We start from the raw sequence: 17,752 nt of genomic DNA, 5'->3' as shown, positions 1-17,752 counted from the left end.
GATGTGCCGAGTTCACCCGTCAGTGGAGAACAACCACGGAAGCGGCGGTCACGGTCACGGCGAGCGACGCGACGGCGGGCAGAAGGGGACGCATGGCGGCGGGTTCGGAGGTCCGCAGGGCCCGTTCCCGCCGCGCGGCCACGGCGGCGAGCAGCACGGACGTCCCGGCGGCGAGCAGAACGGGGACGAGCGAGAACCCCCAAAGCCGCTGGGCGGCGGAGTGCAGGAGCAGGGCGGTGCAGGCGGCGGAGGAGAGGGCGGTGCGCCGCCAGGCGAGACCGGTACGTTCGGCTTGGGCGCCGTCGGGTGTGCTCACCGCGGGGTCCGCGCGGGTGTGTCGGTAGTTTTGACGTCACGATAATCGCGAACGGGCGGTATTCGGGGCGAGTTATCGGGCACCGCGGGGCTGCGCCGGTCGGCGGAGGAAGTCGGTCGCCGGGGCGGCTTGGGCCGGATGGGGGGTGCGGCGGTGAGTGCGCTCCGTGGCCATTCGGGTGACCCGGGTGCGGAGCGGGCGGCGACGCGGGTTGCGGCGCGGGCGGCTCGCCGGTAGGGGGCGGGGCGCCGTGTGGCGGTGCATCGACTCGCCGTGACGCCCCAGCGCGCTCTGCTCTCGACGGCCGAGGCGGGTTGCGATTCGGGATCGCGTTCGTCTGGCCTCGTGTCCGCGCTTGCGCCGCTCACGACAGCACCAGCAGCACCGCCGCTGCCACGATCAACACCAGCAGCCCGCCCGTCAGCACCACGATCATCCAGCTCCGCGGCAACGGCTCTCCCGCCCGCATCGCGATCTGCACCCGCCGCCACCGCGGGTACGCCGTCGCCGCCAGGACCGCCGCCAGCACCACGCACACCCCCGCCAGCACCGCGCTCGCCGCCGCGGGTTTCGGGACCAGCTGGTGGACCGCCACCCCTCCCGCCAGCAACCCCAGTGCCGTGCGGAGCCAGGCCAGGAACGTCCGCTCGTTGGCCAGCGTGAAGCGGTAATCCGGCTCGCTGCCGCCTTCGTGGGGCTTGATCTCTTCCGGGGCCACGCCCGCAGACGCTAGCCGGTCCGGGCCGTCGCGGCCTCGCGGTGGGCGAACACCCACCAGCGCAGCACCGCGAACCGGACGAAGCCGCCAACCAGGCTGGCCAGCAGGAGCGTGCCCGTTTCCTCCCAGGACGTCGGGCGGTCGACCAGCGCGTCGAGGATCGCCAGCACCGCCGACCCGTAACCCGCGTAGAACGCGAACGTCAGGATGTCCTGCAGGTGCCGCTTGCCCGCGTTGCTGCGCCGCCCGGCGAACGTCACCCGGCGGTGGAACTCCGTGTTGCCCACCGTCGTCAGCGCGATCGCGACCAGGTTCGCCACCTGCGAGCCGAGCTCGTCGCGCAGCAGCAGGAACAAAACCGCCTGGACCCCGGTTGTCACGACGCCCGCCACGACGTACCACGCCGCGTGCGTGCCGAGTTCGTGGTGGCGGTCCGGGTCGGCGGCGAGCAGCCGGTGCTCCGGTGCGCACCTGGTGGTGGCCATGATGCCAAGCTACCTTGCGTTCACAAACTTGTGAATGTGTTAAACCGGTTGAAGAAATGTGATCCCGGCGACACCGCCGGGGTTTCGGCCCCCGGCACCCCGGGTAGCTCACCGGCGATGACTACTGCCTACGCGCCGGGAGAGACCAGTGAGTGACCGTGACGCGGCCGAACCGGAAAGCTTGTCCCCCAGCGAGGCGCTGGACGAGGACGAGCTGCGCGTGGACCCGCTCGAAGAGGGCGTCGAGCCGCCCGAGCACTGGAGTGCCGCCAACCGCTACGGCACGACGCCCAGCGAGATCCGCGAAGGCGAGCCGATGGGCCAGCGCCTCGCCGAAGAGGAGCCGGACGCCGAACCCGACCCGGTGCCGGATCGCCCGCTCGCCGCTACGCCCGCGGATCAGCTCGACGAGACCGTCGAGGACGCGCCGCCGGACTTCGAGCAAGTGACCCCGGACGACGAACTGCCCCACCGCCACGCCGATCCCGATCCGGGCGAGCGGGCGGACTACGCGGGCGGCTCTGTGGCTGACGCCATACGCGAGGCTCGGCAGGGCTGATCCGCGAAGAACCTTGTTCTGCCGTCGGCCGGCGCGAGCGTCACGGCAGGCGGGTATCCGGCGGTCCGTAGCGCCGGCCTGACCAGAACAAGGTTCTCAGACTGCGCGTCCGAACGGCGGCCCCTAGCGTGGGGCACCAGTGCATCGGACCGCGACGAAGGGAAGGCCGAAGATGCTGACCGTGACCGAAGCCGCCGCCGAGGCGATCACCGCGTTGACCAGCCAGAGCGAAGGGGACGCCGGGCTCCGCCTGGCCGTGCAGAACGCCGAGGGTGAAAGCGCGCAGCTGGCCCTGTCCGTCGCGCCCGCACCCGCGGACGGCGACAGCGTGCTGGGTGCCGACGAAGGCCCGAAGGTGTTCCTCGAACCGCAGGCCGCGGCGTTGCTCGACGACAAGGTGCTCGACGTGCAGGAGGACGAAACCGGCGGGGTCGCCTTCGCCGTCCTGCCGCAGCACACGAGCTGACCGCGGCGGACGGGCCTTTCGCACCGCCGCGGAAGGTCCGTTCGCTAGCGGGACGCCCAGTTCCGCACCAGCTCCGCCGCCCGGGCCCGCAGCAGTTCCGCCGCGTGGGTCCGCGCGTGCTCGAACGACGGCGCGTGGTCGATCAGCGCGCTGATCCCGACGACGCCCAGCTGAGCCAGGCCGGCTTCGTCGAGCCGGACCCGCCCGGCGATCGCCATCAGCGGCACCCCGCGTGGCTTCGCGCGCGCCGCGATTCCCGCCGGTGCCTTGCCGTTCAGGCTCTGCTCGTCGAGCGAACCTTCGCCGGTGATGACGAGGTCCGCGCCGTCCAGCGCGCGGTCGACGCCGGTCAGCCCGGCGATCAGGTCGAACCCGGATTCGACGGTCGCGCCCAGTCCCGCGATGGCTCCGGCCGCGACGCCGCCGCCCGCCCCCGCGCCCGGTACCCGCGTGACGTCCGGCGCGCCCCCGACCTGCAGTGCGTGCGCCCACCGCCCGAGTGCTTCGTCGAGCAACGCGACTTCCGCAGGCCCGGCGCCCTTCTGCGGTCCGAACACGGCCGCCGCTCCCGAAGGTCCGAGCAGCGGGTTCGTGACGTCGGTGGCGACCGCGACCGGCACGCCTTCCAGCCGCTCCCGCACCGGGTTCAGCTCGGTCGAGGCGACCCGCGTCAGCGTGCCGCCGCCCAGCCCGACCGGTGCGCCGAACGCGTCCAGCACGCCGGCGCCGAGTGCGCCGAGCATCCCGGCTCCGCCGTCGGTGCTGGCCGTGCCGCCGACGGTCAGGACGAGCCGTTTCGCGCCGTGCACGAGTGCGTCCATGAGCAGTTCGCCGACGCCCCAGGTGTGCGCGGCCAGCGCCGTTTCCGGGCTGGGCTCGACGAATTCGATGCCGCACGCGCGCGCCGATTCGACGTACGCCGTGCCGTTCAGCACCGCGTACCGCGCCTTGACCTGCTCGTCCAGCGGGCCGCGGACGGTGAGCCGGACGATCCGGGCGCCCGCGGCTTCGAGCACGTCGAGGGTGCCTTCGCCGCCGTCCGCGACGGGACACGTGACGACTTCGGCCTCCGGCAGCGCGTCGCGCACGCCGAGGGCGATCGCGTCCGCGGCCTCGACCGCGGTCAGGCTGCCCTTGAACTTGTCGGGCGCGATGACGACCCTGGTCACGGCTTCACCTCCGTCAACGGGGGCCGCCCGGCGAGCACCGCCACGACGTTGCGGGCGGCCAGCACGGCCATCTCGGTGCGGGTTTCCACCGTCGCGGACCCGAGGTGCGGGCTCAGCACGACGTCGTCGCGGCCGAGCAGGCGCGGCTCGACCTCGGGTTCCTTCTCGAACACGTCGAGCGCGGCGCCGGCGATCTCCCCGGCTTCGAGCGCGTCCGCGAGCGCGGCTTCGTCGACGACCGGGCCGCGGGTCGTGTTCACCAGGTACGCGCCGGGTTTCATGGCGCGCAACGCCTCGGCGTCGATGAGGTGGTGCGTCTCCGGCGTCAGCGGGCAATGCAGCGAGACGACGTCCGAGCGCGCCAGGAGTTCTTCGAAGGACACGTATTCCGCGTCGGTGTCCCGCTTCGACCGTCCTGAGTAGACGATCGACATGCCGAACGCCTCGGCGCGCCGGGCCATCGCGCGGCCGATCTGGCCGTACCCGACGATGCCGAGCGTCTTGCCCTGCAGCCCGGAGCCGAGCAGGAAGCCGAGGTGGAACGACCACGGCGTGCGCGAGCGCAGCAGCCGCTCGCCCTCGCCGATCCGCCGGGTGACGGCCAGCAGCAGGCCGAAGGCGAGGTCCGCGGTGGCGTCGGTGAGCACGCCCGGCGTGTTCGTGACGACGACTCCGCGGGAAGCCAGCGCCGGGACGTCGACGTTGTCGTAGCCGACCGCGACGTTCGCGACCACCTTCAGGCCGGGGCCCGCGGCGTCGGCCAGCGCGCCGTCGAGCCGGTCGTGCAGCATGCCGACCACGGCAGCGGCGCCGTCGACGAACTCGTGCAGTTCTTCGCGGGTCAACGGGCGGTCGGCGGGCGACACCACCACGTCGCCCGCCTCGGCCAGGAGCTTCACCGCGTCATCGGGAATCCATCGGGTCACCGCGATCTTGGGCACGCCGACAGCCTAGTTCACCGCACCGACAATTCAGCCTCGCTGGATCGCTTCGAGGACGATCTCCGACTGCGCCGCGGCACCCGCGCCGTTGGGGTGGAAGGGGAAGGCGAGCAGCAGCGGGTTGCTCACCGAGATCGGGATCAGGCCTTCGACGTAGCGGACCGTGGGCGCCTGGCACGCGTCGTGCCCGACCGTGGGCGTGTAGGTGTCGACGAGTTCGACGTCCTCGGCCGCGGCGACCCGGGCGAGCATGGCGTTCATGTGCAGGAACTTCTCCTGCAGGTAGGCGACGTCGCCGTCGGCGACCGGGATCACCGGCCAGCAGCCCTTGCCGGACGCGGGCAGCCCGGCGAGGTAGTTCACCAGCAGGATCCGGGCCAGCGGCGAACGTTCCTTGATCTGCTGGAGTGCCTTCGCCACCTTCGGCTCGCTCGCCGTGATCGCGGTTTCCAGCTGGTCGACGCCGCCCGCGGTGAACTTGGCCTTGCAGGTGCTCACCGGCAGCAGGTTGAGGCACTTCGTCACGGCCGACGCGAGCCCGATGTCGTTGCCGCCGATGCCGACGGTGACCAGGTCCGTGGTCGGCGTGAGCCGGTCGAACTGCGGCGGGTTCGTCCCGCCCAGCGGGAGGCTCTGCGGCTGGGTGAAGTCGGTCGTCGTGGCGCCGCCGCAGCTGGCGTCGCGGAAGGTCTCGACGTCGAGCGCGCCCGCCACCTCGTGCGGGTAGTCCGAAGTGGACTGTGCGCAGTCGAGCGGCGTGTACTCGGTGGTGGGCGGGAAGGTGACGAAGACATCGGCGGTCCAGGAGTCTCCGAGCGCGACGTACTCGTGGTACCCCGTGCTCGCCGACGCCGGGGCGGCGAAAGCGAGCATGGCGAGCGCGGGCACGGCGAGCAGGGCGGACAGGCGCTTGCGCATGCTGCCTCCGGTGGCGAGCGTGGTGAAGGACTTTCACATTCAGCTCGCGGCCGGCGAAAAGTCAATCGCCCTCACCCGCCCCGGTCACGCCGATCGGCGTGGGTAATCAGACCCTGGTCAGCCGCACGACCGCGCTCGCGTAGCCGCTGCCGGGCAGGTCGACGTCGAGGCCGTGGCTCAGCAGGACCGCGCCGTCGTGCACGACGCCGTCCTGGTCGCGGTAGCGCCCCGCCGGGTCGAGCCCGGCGAGCCGCGGCGGGGTGACCGGCCGCGCGAACTCCGTCGGCCGCCGCCACAGCAAGACGACGACTTCGCCGCCGAGCACGTACTGCACCGCGGTCAGCGCCGACGTCGCCGGATCGGCCAGCCGGTACAGGTCGCCGTGCTGCACCACCGGCCGGATTTCCTTGTACAGCGCCACGAGTGCCGCCGCTTCGCCGAGTTCCGCGGCGGACCAGCGCGGCAGATCGCCGCCCAGGCCGAGCACGCCCGCCATCGCGACGTGGAACCGGAAGCTCAGCGGAGCTTCGCGGCCGGTGGTCGGGTTCGGGCTGTCGGTGACCCAGGCCGCCATCGTGCCCGCCGGGTAGAGCTGGCCGTAGCCGTGCTGGATGGTGATCCGGTCGGCGGCGTCGGTGTTGTCGGACGCCCAGATCTCGTCCGTACGCGCGAGGATCCCGAGGTCGGTGCGGCCACCGCCGCCCGCGCAGCCCTGGATCCGCAACGCCGGGTGGTCGGCGCGCAGCCGGTCCAGGATCCGGTGCACCGCGCGGACGTGGTCGACCCAGACGCGGCCGCCGTCCCCGCCCGGCCAGCCCGCCTCGGTGAACGCGCGGTTCATGTCCCACTTGAGGTAGTCGATGCCGTGCTCGCCGACCAGCCGGTCGAGCCACTTGTGGGCCCAGTCGGCGACGTCCGGGCGCGCGAAGTTCAGCACGAGCTGGTTGCGCAGCGTCGTCCGCTGCCGATGAGCCATGTGCAGCACCCAGTCCGGGTGCGCGCGGTAGAGGTCGCTGTCGGGGTTGACCATCTCCGGCTCGACCCAGAGCCCGAACTTCATGCCGTGCGCGTGGACGGCGTCGACCAGGGGTCGCAGCCCGTTCGGGAAGCGCTGCTCGTTGGGCGTCCAGTCGCCGAGCCCGGCGGTGTCGCCAGTCCTGGCGCCGAACCAGCCGTCGTCCATGACGAACAGCTCGGCGCCGAGTTCCGCGGCGGCCGCGGCGAGTTCGGTCTCGGTCCGCTCGTCGACGTCCCAGCCGGTCGCTTCCCAGGAGTTGTAGACGATCGGCCGCAGTTCCCCGGGGTGCGGCTGGACGAACTCGCGGACGTAGGCGTGCCAGCGGCGGCTGGTGCCGCCGAAGCCGTCGGCCGCGTAGAGTCCGGCGAACACCGGCGTCTCCCAGGTTTCGCCGGGCCGCAGCGTCCAGCCGACGTGGTCGTGCCCGAACCCGCCGGTCCACGTGACGCGGCCGGTGTGCGTGCGCTCGACGGTGATCCGCCAGCTCCCGCTCCACGCCAGCGCCGTCGACCACACCTCGCCGGACGTCTCGGTCGCGTCGCCCGCGTCGAGCATCACCCATGGGTTGACCTGGTGGCTGGAGACGCCGCGGCGGCTGGTGAGCGTGGTTTCCCCGACCGGCAGCGGTTCGCGCAGCACGCCGTACTCGGCGCTCCACGCGCCGGACGTCCGGCTCAGCCGCGCGCCGTCGCGCCGGGGGAGTGTCCACGACGCGGAATCGGTGCGCAGCAACGAAATCGGTGTCTCCCCGGTGTTGCGCAGGGTGGTCCAGCGTTCGACGACGTCGCCGCGGACGCGGTAGTGCAGCGCGACGTCGAGCGGGTAGTGCCGGTCGGTGAGGCGCACGACGAGCGCGTCGTCCTCGAGCGAAAAGCCGTCGTAGCGCCACTCGAGCGCCGACGTCCCGTCCTCGTACCGCACGGCCAGTGCCGCGACGCCGAAGAACGCGCCGCCCTCGGCCGGGAGTTCCTGCCGTTCGTCGCCCGGTTCGTCGAAGCTGCTGTCGGCCGGGTTGCGCCGCGCCGCGACCCGCGTGGCCTGGGCCAGCGTCAGCGGCGGGCCCCAGTGGACGTGCCGCGGCCGGTCGTCGCCGTCGAGCCGGAAGGCGTACGAGCTGTCCGGGGTGCGCAGCAGCCAGAGCCGGTGTGCGGGGTCGTGTTCCACGAGCGACATGGCCCCGAGCGTAGGGATGATCAGCGGAAAAATAAATTCTTGACGAAGTTAATTAATCCTGCCTACCCTTCCGGCCATGCCTCGCAGTGCTCCGGCAAGGGCGCCGATCACCAGTCCCGCGGCCGCGACCGTGTTCACCACGGTCCTGACCGAAGGGCCGGTCTCCCGCGTCGACGTCGCCCGGCGCACCGGCCTCTCCTCGGCCGCGGTGACCAAGGCGGCGCGGCCGTTCATCGACGCCGGTTACCTCGAGGAACTCGCCTCGGAAGGCCGCACCACGCCCGGCGCGGGCCGCCCGGCGAACCCCCTGGCCATCCGGCCGGACCGCGAGTACTTCGTCGGCGTCAAGATCACCGGCGACGACCTCATCGGCGTCGTGACCGACCTGCGCGCCGACGTCCGCGCGAGCGCCCACCACGCCTTGACCAGTCACGACGTCGACCACGTCGTCCGCGCGCTGGCCGACCTCGTCGGGGAGCTGCTGGCCGGGCCGACCCCCGACGGCACCAGCAACCTGCGTGACCGCGCCTATTGCCTGGGTGTGGCGGTGTCCGGCGACGTCGACCGCGCGTCCGGCGTCGTCCGGTATTCGCCGTTCCTCGGCTGGCGCGACGTGCCGCTGGCCGAGCTGCTGGAGGACGCGACCGGTCTCACCGCGACGCTGGAGAACGACGTCAAGGCTCTCGCGGTCGCCGAGCAGTGGTTCGGCGAAGGCGTTGGCGCGTCGTCGTTCGCGCTGGTCACCGTGGGGACGGGGATCGGCAGCGCGCTCGTCGTCAACGGCGACCTGGTCCGCGGCGCGCACGGCGTCGCGGGCGAAATCGGGCACGTCCCGGTCGCCGACGGCGGCCCGGCCTGCCACTGCGGCGGCCAGGGCTGCGTCGAGGCGATCGCCTCCACCGAAGCGATCCTGACGCGGGCCCGGCAGGTCACCGGCGATCCCGCGTTGTCCATGGACGACGCCGTGACGCGCGCCCGCGGCGGTGACGAGCCGCTGCGCGAGGTGTTCGCCGGGGCGGGCCACGCGATCGGGCTGGGGCTGGCCGCGCTGGTCAACCTGTTCGGCCCGGAGCGGGTGGTGGTCTCCGGCGAGGGCGTCGCGACCTACGACCTGTTCGAGGAGCAGATCCGCCGGACCTTCGCGGTCCAGGCGTTCGGCAGCGCCGCCCGGTGCGGCCTGGTCATCCGGCCGCTGCCGTTCGAGGAGTGGGCACGGGGCGCCGCCGCCGTCGCCGTCCAGAGCCTTTTCGTGTCCGACAGCGTTTAAGGAGAATCCCCGTGAGCCCCATGAATCGCCGAAGCTTCCTGGTCGGTTCCGTCCTCTTCGCCGGGGGAGCGGCCCTCGCGGGCTGCACGAGCGACCCGCTCAACAAGAACGCGGGCGCCGCCTCGGGCGCGAAGGTCACGTTGCAGCAGTGGTACCACGCCTACGGCGAATCCGGGACGCAGCAAGCGGTCCAGCGCTACGCCCAGGAGTTCACCAAGGCCAACCCGGACATCGCGATCAACGTCAGCTGGATCGCCGGCGACTACGAGACGAAGCTCAACTCGGCGATGCTCACCGCGCAGGCGCCGGACCTGTTCGAGCTGGGCGACTTCCGGTACCAGAACGTCAAGAACGGCCTGCTCGCGCCGCTCGACGACATCGTCGACCCGGTCAAGGGCGACTTCAGCCAGGCCGCGCTGGACACGGTGACCGTCGACGGCAAGATCTACGGCGTCAAGATGATCGACGACGTCATGATGCTGTACTACCGCAAGAGCGCGCTGCAGGCCGCGGGCGTCCAGCCGCCGCAGACGTTCGCGGAACTCCTCGAAGCGACGCGGAAGCTGAACACCGGCAAGCAGAAGGGCCTATACGTCGGCACCGACGGCGTCGGCGAGGCGGCGACGCTGCTGCTCTGGTCGTCCGGCGGGGACTTCTTCGACTCGAGCGGCAAGAAGGTCGCCTTCGCCTCGCCGGAAGCGATCGCCGCGATCGGCGGGCTCAAGCAGCTGCACGACACGGGCGGCCTGCTCCAGGGCTACCCGACCGACTGGTCCGACCCGGGTGCGTTCGCCAACGGTGCCACCGCGATGCAGTGGGGTGGCCTGTGGTCGCTGCCGGACATCAAGAAGGCCCTCGGTGACGACTTCGGCGTCGTCGCGTGGCCGAAGTTCGGCGACGCGGGCAAGCAGGTCGCGCGCGTCGGCGGCTGGTACCAGCTGGCCAACGCGAAGTCGCCCAATGTTGCAGCCGTCAAGAAGTTCATCGACTGGCTGTGGATCAAGAACGCCGACCTGCAGAAGGACTGGTGCGTCAAGTACGGCTTCCACATCCCGGCCCGCAAGGAGGTCGCCGCGCAGACGACCGAGTTCTCCAGCTGTCCGGCGAAGGACGCCGTGACGATCTCGCAGCAGAACGGCAAGTCGTACTCGGGGCTGTGGAACAAGGCTTCGGCGACGCTGTTCCTGCAGGCCGCGACCAAGATCGCGAACGGGCAGGCCGACCCGGCCGCCGAACTCGGCGACGCGGCGAAGAAGGCGCAGGCCGAAGTCGACAAGCAGCTGGCATGACGGCCTTGGTGGAGGCTCCGGCGGCCCCGCCGGCGGCGGCCGCGAAGAAGCGCCGCCGCCGGCGGGACTGGCGGGCGATCGGGGCGTTCGCGGTGCTCACCGGGCCGGTCGTGGTCGGGCTCGGGCTGTTCAAGTACGTCGCCATCGGCTGGAGCTTCCTGCTCAGCTTCAACGACGCCCGCGGCACGATCACCATCGGCCACTGGATCGGCCTCGACAACTACGCGTTCCTGCTCGGCGACGACGCCTTCCGCACGTCGCTGGTGACGATCGCGGTGTTCACGGTGTTCATCGTGCCGATCACGTTCGTCGCGTCGCTCGGGCTCGCCGTGCTGATCAACAGCATCAAGCGGGGCAAGGCGTTCTTCCGGACGGTGTTCCTGATCCCGGCCGCGGTGTCCTACGTCGTCGCGGCGCTGGTGTGGAAGATGGCGCTGTTCAACGGCCTCCCGTCCGGCGTCGCGAACGTGATCGGCGGGCTGTTCGGCGCCGACCCGGTGCCGTGGCTGTCGACGACGAGCCCGCCGGTGTACTGGGTCGCGGTGGTGACGCTACGGCTGTGGCTGCAGGTCGGGCTGTACATGATCCTGTTCCTGGCCGGGCTGCAGGCGATTTCGCCGTCGCTGTACGAGGCCGGGGAGCTGGACGGCACGACGAAGTGGCAGGCGTTCCGGTACATCACGCTGCCGCAGCTGCGGAACACGTCGGTCGCGGTGCTGCTGCTCATCCTGATCGCCGCGTTCCAGGCGTTCGACGAGTTCTACAACCTGTTCGGCACCGGGCTGTCCGGCACGGCGACCGCGCCGGTGAAGCCGCCGCTGGTGTACCTGTACGACTCCGCGCTCGGCGACCAGAACTACGGCGTCGGCTCGGCGGGCGCGTTCCTGCTCACCGTGATCATCGTGGTGATCACCCTGCTGCAGGGCCGGTTCGTCGGCTTCGGGAAGAAGGACTGATGGCCGTCCTGCCGGTGTCCCGGAAAGCACCGAAGTACGTCCTGGCGACGGTGCTGTCGGTGATCTTCCTGCTGCCGTTCTACATCATGCTGCGCAACGCGCTCATGACACGCCAGCAGGTCAGCTCGCCGGACTGGTCGTGGCTGCCGGACCCGCTCTCGTGGGTCAACTTCGGCGACCTGTTCGCCGACGCGTCGGTGCCGATGGCGCACTCGCTGTGGAACTCGTTCCTGGTCGCGGTCGTCACCGCGCCGGTGGGCACGCTGTTCGGCTCGATGGCCGGGTACGCGCTGGCCCGCATCAACGTGCCAGGCCGCCGCGCGGTGTTCACGTACGTGCTGGTCACGCTGATGATCCCGCAGTCGGTGACGTTCGTGCCGACGTTCGTCGTCGTGGGTTCGCTGGGCGGGGTCAACACGGAGTGGGGCATCATCGCGCCGAACCTGTTCAGCGCGTTCACCGTGATCCTGTTCCGCAACTTCTACCTGCGGTTCCCCGCCGAGATCGAGGAGGCGGGGCGCCTCGACGGCCTCGGCTACCTCGGCGTCTACCGGCGCCTGGTGCTGCCGAACTCGGGGAGCATGATCGCCTCGCTCGGCGCGCTGATGTTCATCGAAAGCTGGAACGCGTTCCTGTGGCCGCTGGTGATCGGGCAGGACCCGTCGTCGTGGACCGCGCAGATCGCCCTCTCGACGTTCCTGACCGCGCAGTCGGTCAACCTGCCCGCGCTGTTCGCCGGTGCCCTGGTCACCATCGCGCCGCTGGTCGCGATGTTCCTGGTCGCGCAGCGGTTCATCGTCCGCGGCATCGCGGCGAGCGGGCTCAAGGAGTAATCCCCTCTGGAGGAGTGTCCGTGAAGCGCTTCCTTTCCGTTTTCCTCGCCGTGCTCGGCCTGCTTTCCCTGGTGGTTCCGTCCGCCGAGGCGCGGACGCCGTTCGTCCAGCCGTTCATGGGCTGGAGCAGCTGGAGCCTCGAGTCGTCGACCCGCGCGGGTTACGGCACTTCGTGGCTCAACGAGTCCCACATCCGCGACGCCGCGGCCGCCATGGCTTCGAAGCTGAAGTCGGCGGGCTACACCTACATAAACATCGACTCGGGCTGGAACGCATCACTCGACTGGGTGTTCCACACCGACGTCAACGGCATCCCCGACCCCGACCCGGCGCGGTTCCCGTCCGGGATCCCGGCGCTGGCCTCGTACGTGCATTCGCTCGGGCTGAAGCTCGGCCTGTACGCGGTGACCGGGCTGGAGAAGGAGGTCTACACCAAGAACGCGCCGATCCTGGGGACTTCGTGCGACGCGCAGGACATCGCGTACCAGCCGCTGACGCCGTCGAACATGTGGGGCGGCAACTGGAAGGTCGACTTCTCGAAGCCGTGCGCGCAGCAGTACTACGACTCGATCGTCGCGCGCTTCGCGTCGTGGGGCGTCGACTTCATCAAGGTCGACGGCACGACCGAGGACAACGTCGCCGACATCGCGGCGTGGTCGAAGGCGATCGACCACTCGGAGCGGCCGATGTGGCTGACGGCGAGCGCGTGGCCGGTGCCGCGGGCGGCCGGGCCCGCGCTGGCGCCCTACGCGAACGGGGTGCGCGTCGACACCGACGTCGAGTGCTACTGCGAGACGGTGTCCACCTGGGACAGCTCGGTGAAGGCGCGGTGGGCGGACCTGCCGGACTGGCAGGGGGTCTTCGGGCCGCGGTACCGGCCGGACCTGGACTCGATGCCGATCAGCAACAACACCGGCAGCGGCATCCAGGACGGCATCTCCGACGTCGAGCGGCAGAGCGTGATGACGTTCTGGTCGATGGCGTCCTCCCCGCTGTACGTCGGGGGAGACATCTACTTCCTGGACGCCTCGGCCGTGTCGATCCTGACGAACCCCGAGGTCATCGCGGTCGACCGGTCGGGCAGCTACCCGAAGCAGGTGACCGGCGGGGACCACCAGGTGTGGAAGAAGCAGGCCCCGGACGGCAGGTGGTACGCGGCCGTCTACAACCTGGGGGCCACGCCCGCGGACATCACCGTCGACCTGGGGCTGCCCGGCGCGCGGCCGGTGCGTGACCTCGTTGCCCGGAAGGACCTCGGCCGGTTCCGCGGCTCGTGGACGGCGTCGGCCGTGCCGCCCCACGGCTCCCGGCTGGTCCGGATCGGCTGAGCGTTCTCCGCGAAGGGGACTTTTCTCGCTGCTCACGCGAGGAAAGTCCCCTTCGTCGTACCTGCGTCATCCATTGGGTGGAAGACATCTGGTCCCCGGGCCGCGCGCCGTGCTATGTTCGGGTGCAGAACGAGTGTGCGTGATGCGAACAGTTTGGAGCACGTGATGGCGGAGCTGCTGTCGCTGGAGGAGGCCGTGGCCCGGCTGGTGCACGACGGGGACACCGTCGCGCTCGAGGGCTTCACGCACCTCATCCCGGTCGCGGCCGGGCAGGAGATCATCCGACAGGGCAAGCGTGACCTGACGCTGGTGCGGATGACCCCGGACATCGTGTACGACCAGCTGATCGGCGCGGGCTGCGCGCGCAAGCTGATCTTCTCGTGGGGCGGCAACCCCGGCGTGGGGTCGCTGCACCGCTTCCGCGACGCGGTCCAGCACGACTGGCCGGTCCCGCTGGAGATCGAGGAGCACAGCCACGCGGGCATGGCGAACCGGTACGTGGCCGGCGCGTCCGGCCTGCCGTTCGCGGTGCTGCGCGGCTACACCGGCACCGACCTCCCGGCGCAGACGGCCACGATCAAGCCGATCACCTGCCCGTTCACCGGCGAGCGGCTCACCGCGGTGCCCGCGCTGAACCCGGACGTCACGATCGTCCACGCGCAGCGCGCCGACCGCGCGGGCAACGTCCAGATGTGGGGCATCACCGGCGTCCAGAAGGAAGCGGTGCTGGCGGCGAAGCGCTCGATCGTGACGGTCGAGGAGATCGTCGACGAGCTGGAGCCCCGCCCGGGCGCGGTCGTGCTCCCGGCGTGGGTGGTCACCGCGGTGGCCGAGGTCCCGGGCGGCGCGAGCCCGTCGTACGCGGCGGGGTACTACGAGCGCGACAACGCGGCGTACCAGGCGTGGGACGAGATCGGCCGCGACCGCGAAGCGTTCACGAAGTGGCTGAACGAGCTGACCGGGGTGAAGGCATGAGCCCGGCCACCGGCACGCCCGGGGTCCGCACCACCGATCCCGCGCCGTCCGGCGCCCGACCCGTCGTCCGAACCCGCACCGCGGAGGTTGCAGCGTGACCACCGACTACACCGCCGACGAGATGATGAGCATCGCGGCCGCCCGCGCGCTCGCCGACGGCACCTCCTGCTTCGTCGGCATCGGCCTCCCGAGCAAGGCGGCGAACCTCGCCCGCCGCGCGCACGCCCCGAACCTCACGCTGATCTACGAATCCGGCTGCCTGGGCGCGAAGCCGTCCCGCCTGCCGCTGTCGATCGGGGACGGCGAGCTGGCCGACACCGCCGACGCCGTGGTCAGCGTGCCCGAGGTGTTCAACTACTGGCTCCAGCCCGGCCGGATCGACGTCGGCTTCCTCGGCGCCGCCCAGCTCGACAAGTTCGGCAACATCAACACGACCGTGATCGGCTCGGACTACCACGACCCGAAGGTCCGCCTGCCGGGCGCGGGCGGTGCCCCCGAGATCGCGGCCTCCTGCGGCGAGGTGTTCATCGTGCTGCGGCAGAGCCCGCGCGCGTTCGTCGAGAAGGTCGACTTCGTGACGTCGTTCGGCCACGGCTCGGGCAAGGGCGACCGTGAGAAGCTCGGCCTGCCGGGCAAGGGCCCGACCCTGGTGGTCACCGACCTCGGCCTGATGCGCCCCGACCCGGAGACGGCGGAGCTGACCCTCACCGAGCTGCACCCCGGTGTGGAGCTCGAGCAGGCGATCGCGGCCACTGGGTGGAAACTGAAGGTGGCGGACGACCTGAAGACCACGCCCGCCCCGACCGAGCAGGAGCTGACCGTGCTGCGAGAGCTGGAGAAGGCATGACCGACGTCTACGTCCTCGACGCGATCCGCACCCCGTTCGGCCGCTACGGCGGCGCACTGGCCGGGGTCCGCCCCGACGACCTCGCCGCGGGTGTCCTCAAGGCCCTCCAGAGCCGCAACGACCTCGACCCGTCCACAGTGGACGAGGTGACCCTCGGCGACGCGAACGGCGCGGGCGAGGACAACCGCAACGTCGCCCGCATGGCCGCGCTGCTCGCCGGCTGGCCGACGAGCGTGCCCGGCAACACCGTCAACCGGCTCTGCGGCTCCGGCCTCGACGCCGTGATGCAGGCCAGCCGGGCGATCCAGGTCGGTGACGCCTCCCTCGTCGTCGCCGGCGGGGTCGAGTCGATGACCCGCTCGCCGCTGGTCATGCCGAAGCCGGAGAAGGCGTTCCCGGCGGGCAACCAGACCCTCTACAACACCGCGCTCGGCTGGCGCATGGTCAACCCGGCGATGCCGTCGCAGTGGACGGTCTCCCTCGGCGAGTCCACCGAGCTGCTCGCCGAGCGCTACGGCATCGGCCGCGACGAGCAGGACGCCTTCGCGGCGCGCAGCCACGTCAACGCCGCCAAGGCGTGGGACGAGGGCTTCTACGACGAGATGGTCGTCCCGGTCGAGGGCGTGGACCTGGCCCGCGACGAGGGCATCCGGCCCGACTCCAGCCCCGAGAAGCTCGCCAAGCTGAAGCCCGTGTTCCGCAAGGAAAACGGCACGGTCACCGCGGGCAACGCGTCCCCGCTCAACGACGGCGCCTCGGCGTTGCTCCTCGGTGACGAAGCGGCCGCGAGCCGGCTGAACAAGACCCCGCTCGCCCGGATCGCCGGTCGCGGCGCGGCCGGCGTCGACCCGGACGTCTTCGGCATCGGCCCGGTCCGCGCGGCCGAGATCGCGCTCGAGCGCGCGGGCATCGGCTGGGAAGACCTGGCCGCGGTGGAGCTGAACGAAGCCTTCGCGGCGCAGTCGCTGGCGTGCCTGCGCGACTGGAAGAAGCTCGACCCGGAGATCGTCAACACCCACGGCGGCGCGATCGCCATCGGCCACCCGCTCGGCGCGTCCGGTGGCCGGATCCTCGGCACCCTGGCGCACGACCTGCACCGCCGCGGCGGTGGCTGGGGACTCGCCGCCATCTGCATCGGCGTCGGCCAGGGCCTGGCTGTCGTCCTCGAAGGCCGGTAAGGGAGAAGCACCGTGGTCACACCGACCGAACTCAAGCTGCCGCGCTACGGGGAAGAGCCCGAGGGCACCCACCCGCCGCTGGACTACACCGGGTACCGCTCGACGGCGCTGCGGCACCCGAAGCAGCCGCTCGTGCTGCTGCCGCAGATGCTGACCGAGGTCACCGGGCCGCTGCTCGGGCCCGGCCGCCTCGGCGAGCACGACAACGACCTCACCCGCCAGCACGCGGGCGAACCGCAGGGCCAGCGGATCATCGTCACCGGGCGGCTGCTCGACGGCGACGGCCGCCCGGTGCGCGACTCCCTCGTCGAGATCTGGCAGGCGAACGCGGGCGGCCGCTACCGGCACACCGGCGACCGCTGGCCGTCCCCGCTCGACCCGAACTTCGACGGCGTCGGCCGCACCCTGACCGACAGCGACGGCCGCTACACCTTCACCACCATCAAGCCCGGCGCGTACCCGTGGAAGAACCACGACAACGCCTGGCGCCCCGCGCACATCCACTTCTCGGTGTTCGGGTCGGCGTTCACCCAGCGGCTGGTCACCCAGATGTACTTCCCGGACGACCCGCTCTTCTCCCAGGACCCGATCTTCAACTCCATCCCGGACGAGAAGGCCCGGCAGCGCATGGTTTCGCGCTACGACCACTCGATCACGCAGTCGGAGTGGGCGCTCGGGTTCCAGTTCGACATCGTGCTGCGCGGGCGCGACGCGTCGGTGTTCGAAGAGGAAGAGGACGACGACGAATGACCCAGCTGCTGCCCACTCCTTCGCAGACCGTCGGTCCGTACCTGTCGATCGGGCTGCCCTGGCCGGACGGCCCGTACGTGGTGCCCGAGGGCACGCCCGGCGCGTTCTGGATCCGCGGCGTCGTCCGCGACGGCAACGGTGACCCGGTGCCGGACGCGATGATCGAGACCTGGCAGGCCGACTCGGACGGCGGGTTCCGCCACCCGGACGACCCGCGCGGCGCGGCGTCCGGCGAGTTCCGCGGCTTCGGCCGCTGCCCGACCGACCAGGACGGCACCTACGGCATCCTCACCGTGCTGCCCGGCCCGGTGCCGGGTCAGGACGGCGCCACGCAGGCCCGCCACATCGACGTCTCGGTGTTCGCGCGCGGGCTGCTCAACCGGGTCGTCACGCGGATCTACTTCGCCGACCAGGACAACTCCGGTGACGCCGTGCTCGCGTCGGTGCCGGAGGAGCGCCGTGAAACGCTGATCGCGACGAAGACGGCGGACGGCTACCGCTTCGACGTGCGGCTCCAAGGCGACGGCGAGACGGTCTTCTTCCGGGTATGACAGGCGCGAACGGAG

Annotated in this window: 19 protein-coding genes; 12 read left to right on the top strand and 7 right to left on the bottom strand. The window is 71.3% G+C overall.

Annotation, left to right across the window (positions count from 1 at the left end; all coding sequences use genetic code 11):
* Positions 1 to 19 precede the first annotated feature (19 nt).
* From QP939_RS01625 to QP939_RS01615, 3 genes are all read right to left on the bottom strand, one after another.
* A complete protein-coding gene (locus QP939_RS01625; RefSeq protein ID WP_285454688.1) occupies positions 20 to 316 on the bottom strand; it encodes a DUF202 domain-containing protein in 297 nt (98 codons plus the stop codon).
* A gap of 364 nt (positions 317 to 680) precedes the next feature.
* The gene (locus tag QP939_RS01620) at positions 681 to 1,034 is read right to left on the bottom strand and encodes a YidH family protein (protein WP_285454687.1); all 354 of its coding nucleotides are present in this window, start codon (positions 1,032 to 1,034) and stop codon (positions 681 to 683) included.
* A gap of 11 nt (positions 1,035 to 1,045) precedes the next feature.
* Positions 1,046 to 1,519, bottom strand: a complete 474-nt coding sequence (locus tag QP939_RS01615; RefSeq protein WP_285454686.1) for a GtrA family protein — start codon at positions 1,517 to 1,519, stop codon at positions 1,046 to 1,048.
* Positions 1,520 to 1,667: 148 nt separating this feature from the next.
* Here QP939_RS01615 and QP939_RS01610 point away from each other — a divergent pair, with 148 nt between their 5' ends.
* Both QP939_RS01610 and QP939_RS01605 read left to right on the top strand, forming a co-directional pair.
* Positions 1,668 to 2,078 carry a hypothetical protein gene (locus QP939_RS01610; RefSeq protein WP_285454685.1) on the top strand — a complete coding sequence of 137 codons (411 nt, stop codon included), beginning with the start codon at positions 1,668 to 1,670 and terminating at the stop codon, positions 2,076 to 2,078.
* A gap of 172 nt (positions 2,079 to 2,250) precedes the next feature.
* A complete protein-coding gene (locus QP939_RS01605) occupies positions 2,251 to 2,544 on the top strand; it encodes an iron-sulfur cluster biosynthesis family protein (protein WP_285454683.1) in 294 nt (97 codons plus the stop codon).
* A gap of 44 nt (positions 2,545 to 2,588) precedes the next feature.
* On the opposite strand, the gene QP939_RS01600 is transcribed toward QP939_RS01605, so the two are convergent.
* The 4 genes from QP939_RS01600 to QP939_RS01585 all read right to left on the bottom strand — a co-directional run bounded on the left by QP939_RS01600 (position 2,589) and on the right by QP939_RS01585 (position 7,763).
* Positions 2,589 to 3,713, bottom strand: coding sequence for a glycerate kinase (locus QP939_RS01600; protein ID WP_285454681.1), 1,125 nt, complete (start codon positions 3,711 to 3,713; stop codon positions 2,589 to 2,591).
* The gene (locus QP939_RS01595; protein WP_285454680.1) at positions 3,710 to 4,654 is read right to left on the bottom strand and encodes a 2-hydroxyacid dehydrogenase; all 945 of its coding nucleotides are present in this window, start codon (positions 4,652 to 4,654) and stop codon (positions 3,710 to 3,712) included. The genes QP939_RS01600 and QP939_RS01595 overlap by 4 nt, the downstream gene beginning before the upstream one ends.
* Positions 4,655 to 4,684: 30 nt before the next feature.
* The gene (locus tag QP939_RS01590; protein WP_285454679.1) at positions 4,685 to 5,572 is read right to left on the bottom strand and encodes an SGNH/GDSL hydrolase family protein; all 888 of its coding nucleotides are present in this window, start codon (positions 5,570 to 5,572) and stop codon (positions 4,685 to 4,687) included.
* Positions 5,573 to 5,678: 106 nt separating this feature from the next.
* Positions 5,679 to 7,763 (bottom strand): alpha-galactosidase, encoded by a 2,085-nt coding sequence (locus QP939_RS01585; protein ID WP_285454678.1) that lies wholly within the window; start codon positions 7,761 to 7,763, stop codon positions 5,679 to 5,681.
* 76 nt (positions 7,764 to 7,839) lie between these two features.
* Here QP939_RS01585 and QP939_RS01580 point away from each other — a divergent pair, with 76 nt between their 5' ends.
* From QP939_RS01580 to pcaG, 10 genes are all read left to right on the top strand, one after another.
* The gene (locus QP939_RS01580) at positions 7,840 to 9,030 is read left to right on the top strand and encodes an ROK family protein (protein WP_285454677.1); all 1,191 of its coding nucleotides are present in this window, start codon (positions 7,840 to 7,842) and stop codon (positions 9,028 to 9,030) included.
* A gap of 20 nt (positions 9,031 to 9,050) precedes the next feature.
* Complete coding sequence (locus tag QP939_RS01575; protein ID WP_285459614.1) at positions 9,051 to 10,319, top strand: ABC transporter substrate-binding protein; 1,269 nt, start codon at positions 9,051 to 9,053, stop codon at positions 10,317 to 10,319.
* A complete protein-coding gene (locus tag QP939_RS01570; protein ID WP_285454676.1) occupies positions 10,316 to 11,275 on the top strand; it encodes a carbohydrate ABC transporter permease in 960 nt (319 codons plus the stop codon). Before QP939_RS01575 ends, QP939_RS01570 begins: the two co-directional genes overlap by 4 nt.
* On the top strand, positions 11,275 to 12,108 hold the full coding sequence (locus QP939_RS01565; RefSeq protein WP_285454675.1) for a carbohydrate ABC transporter permease: 834 nt from the start codon (positions 11,275 to 11,277) through the stop codon (positions 12,106 to 12,108). Before QP939_RS01570 ends, QP939_RS01565 begins: the two co-directional genes overlap by 1 nt.
* 20 nt (positions 12,109 to 12,128) lie before the next feature.
* The gene (locus tag QP939_RS01560; protein WP_285454674.1) at positions 12,129 to 13,436 is read left to right on the top strand and encodes a glycoside hydrolase family 27 protein; all 1,308 of its coding nucleotides are present in this window, start codon (positions 12,129 to 12,131) and stop codon (positions 13,434 to 13,436) included.
* Positions 13,437 to 13,601: 165 nt separating this feature from the next.
* Complete coding sequence (locus QP939_RS01555) at positions 13,602 to 14,411, top strand: CoA transferase subunit A (protein WP_285454673.1); 810 nt, start codon at positions 13,602 to 13,604, stop codon at positions 14,409 to 14,411.
* A 121-nt stretch (positions 14,412 to 14,532) separates the two neighbouring features.
* Positions 14,533 to 15,258 (top strand): CoA-transferase subunit beta, encoded by a 726-nt coding sequence (locus QP939_RS01550; RefSeq protein ID WP_285459613.1) that lies wholly within the window; start codon positions 14,533 to 14,535, stop codon positions 15,256 to 15,258.
* Positions 15,255 to 16,436, top strand: coding sequence for a thiolase family protein (locus tag QP939_RS01545; protein ID WP_285454672.1), 1,182 nt, complete (start codon positions 15,255 to 15,257; stop codon positions 16,434 to 16,436). The genes QP939_RS01550 and QP939_RS01545 overlap by 4 nt, the downstream gene beginning before the upstream one ends.
* A gap of 12 nt (positions 16,437 to 16,448) precedes the next feature.
* Positions 16,449 to 17,186, top strand: coding sequence for a protocatechuate 3,4-dioxygenase subunit beta (pcaH, locus tag QP939_RS01540; RefSeq protein WP_285454671.1), 738 nt, complete (start codon positions 16,449 to 16,451; stop codon positions 17,184 to 17,186).
* Complete coding sequence (pcaG, locus tag QP939_RS01535) at positions 17,183 to 17,737, top strand: protocatechuate 3,4-dioxygenase subunit alpha (RefSeq protein ID WP_285454669.1); 555 nt, start codon at positions 17,183 to 17,185, stop codon at positions 17,735 to 17,737. The genes pcaH and pcaG overlap by 4 nt, the downstream gene beginning before the upstream one ends.
* Positions 17,738 to 17,752: the final 15 nt, after the last annotated feature.

It is taken from the genome of Amycolatopsis nalaikhensis (genome assembly GCF_030264295.1).
Taxonomy (GTDB): domain Bacteria; phylum Actinomycetota; class Actinomycetes; order Mycobacteriales; family Pseudonocardiaceae; genus Amycolatopsis; species Amycolatopsis nalaikhensis.
This window is presented reverse-complemented; position numbering and strand designations above follow the sequence as displayed.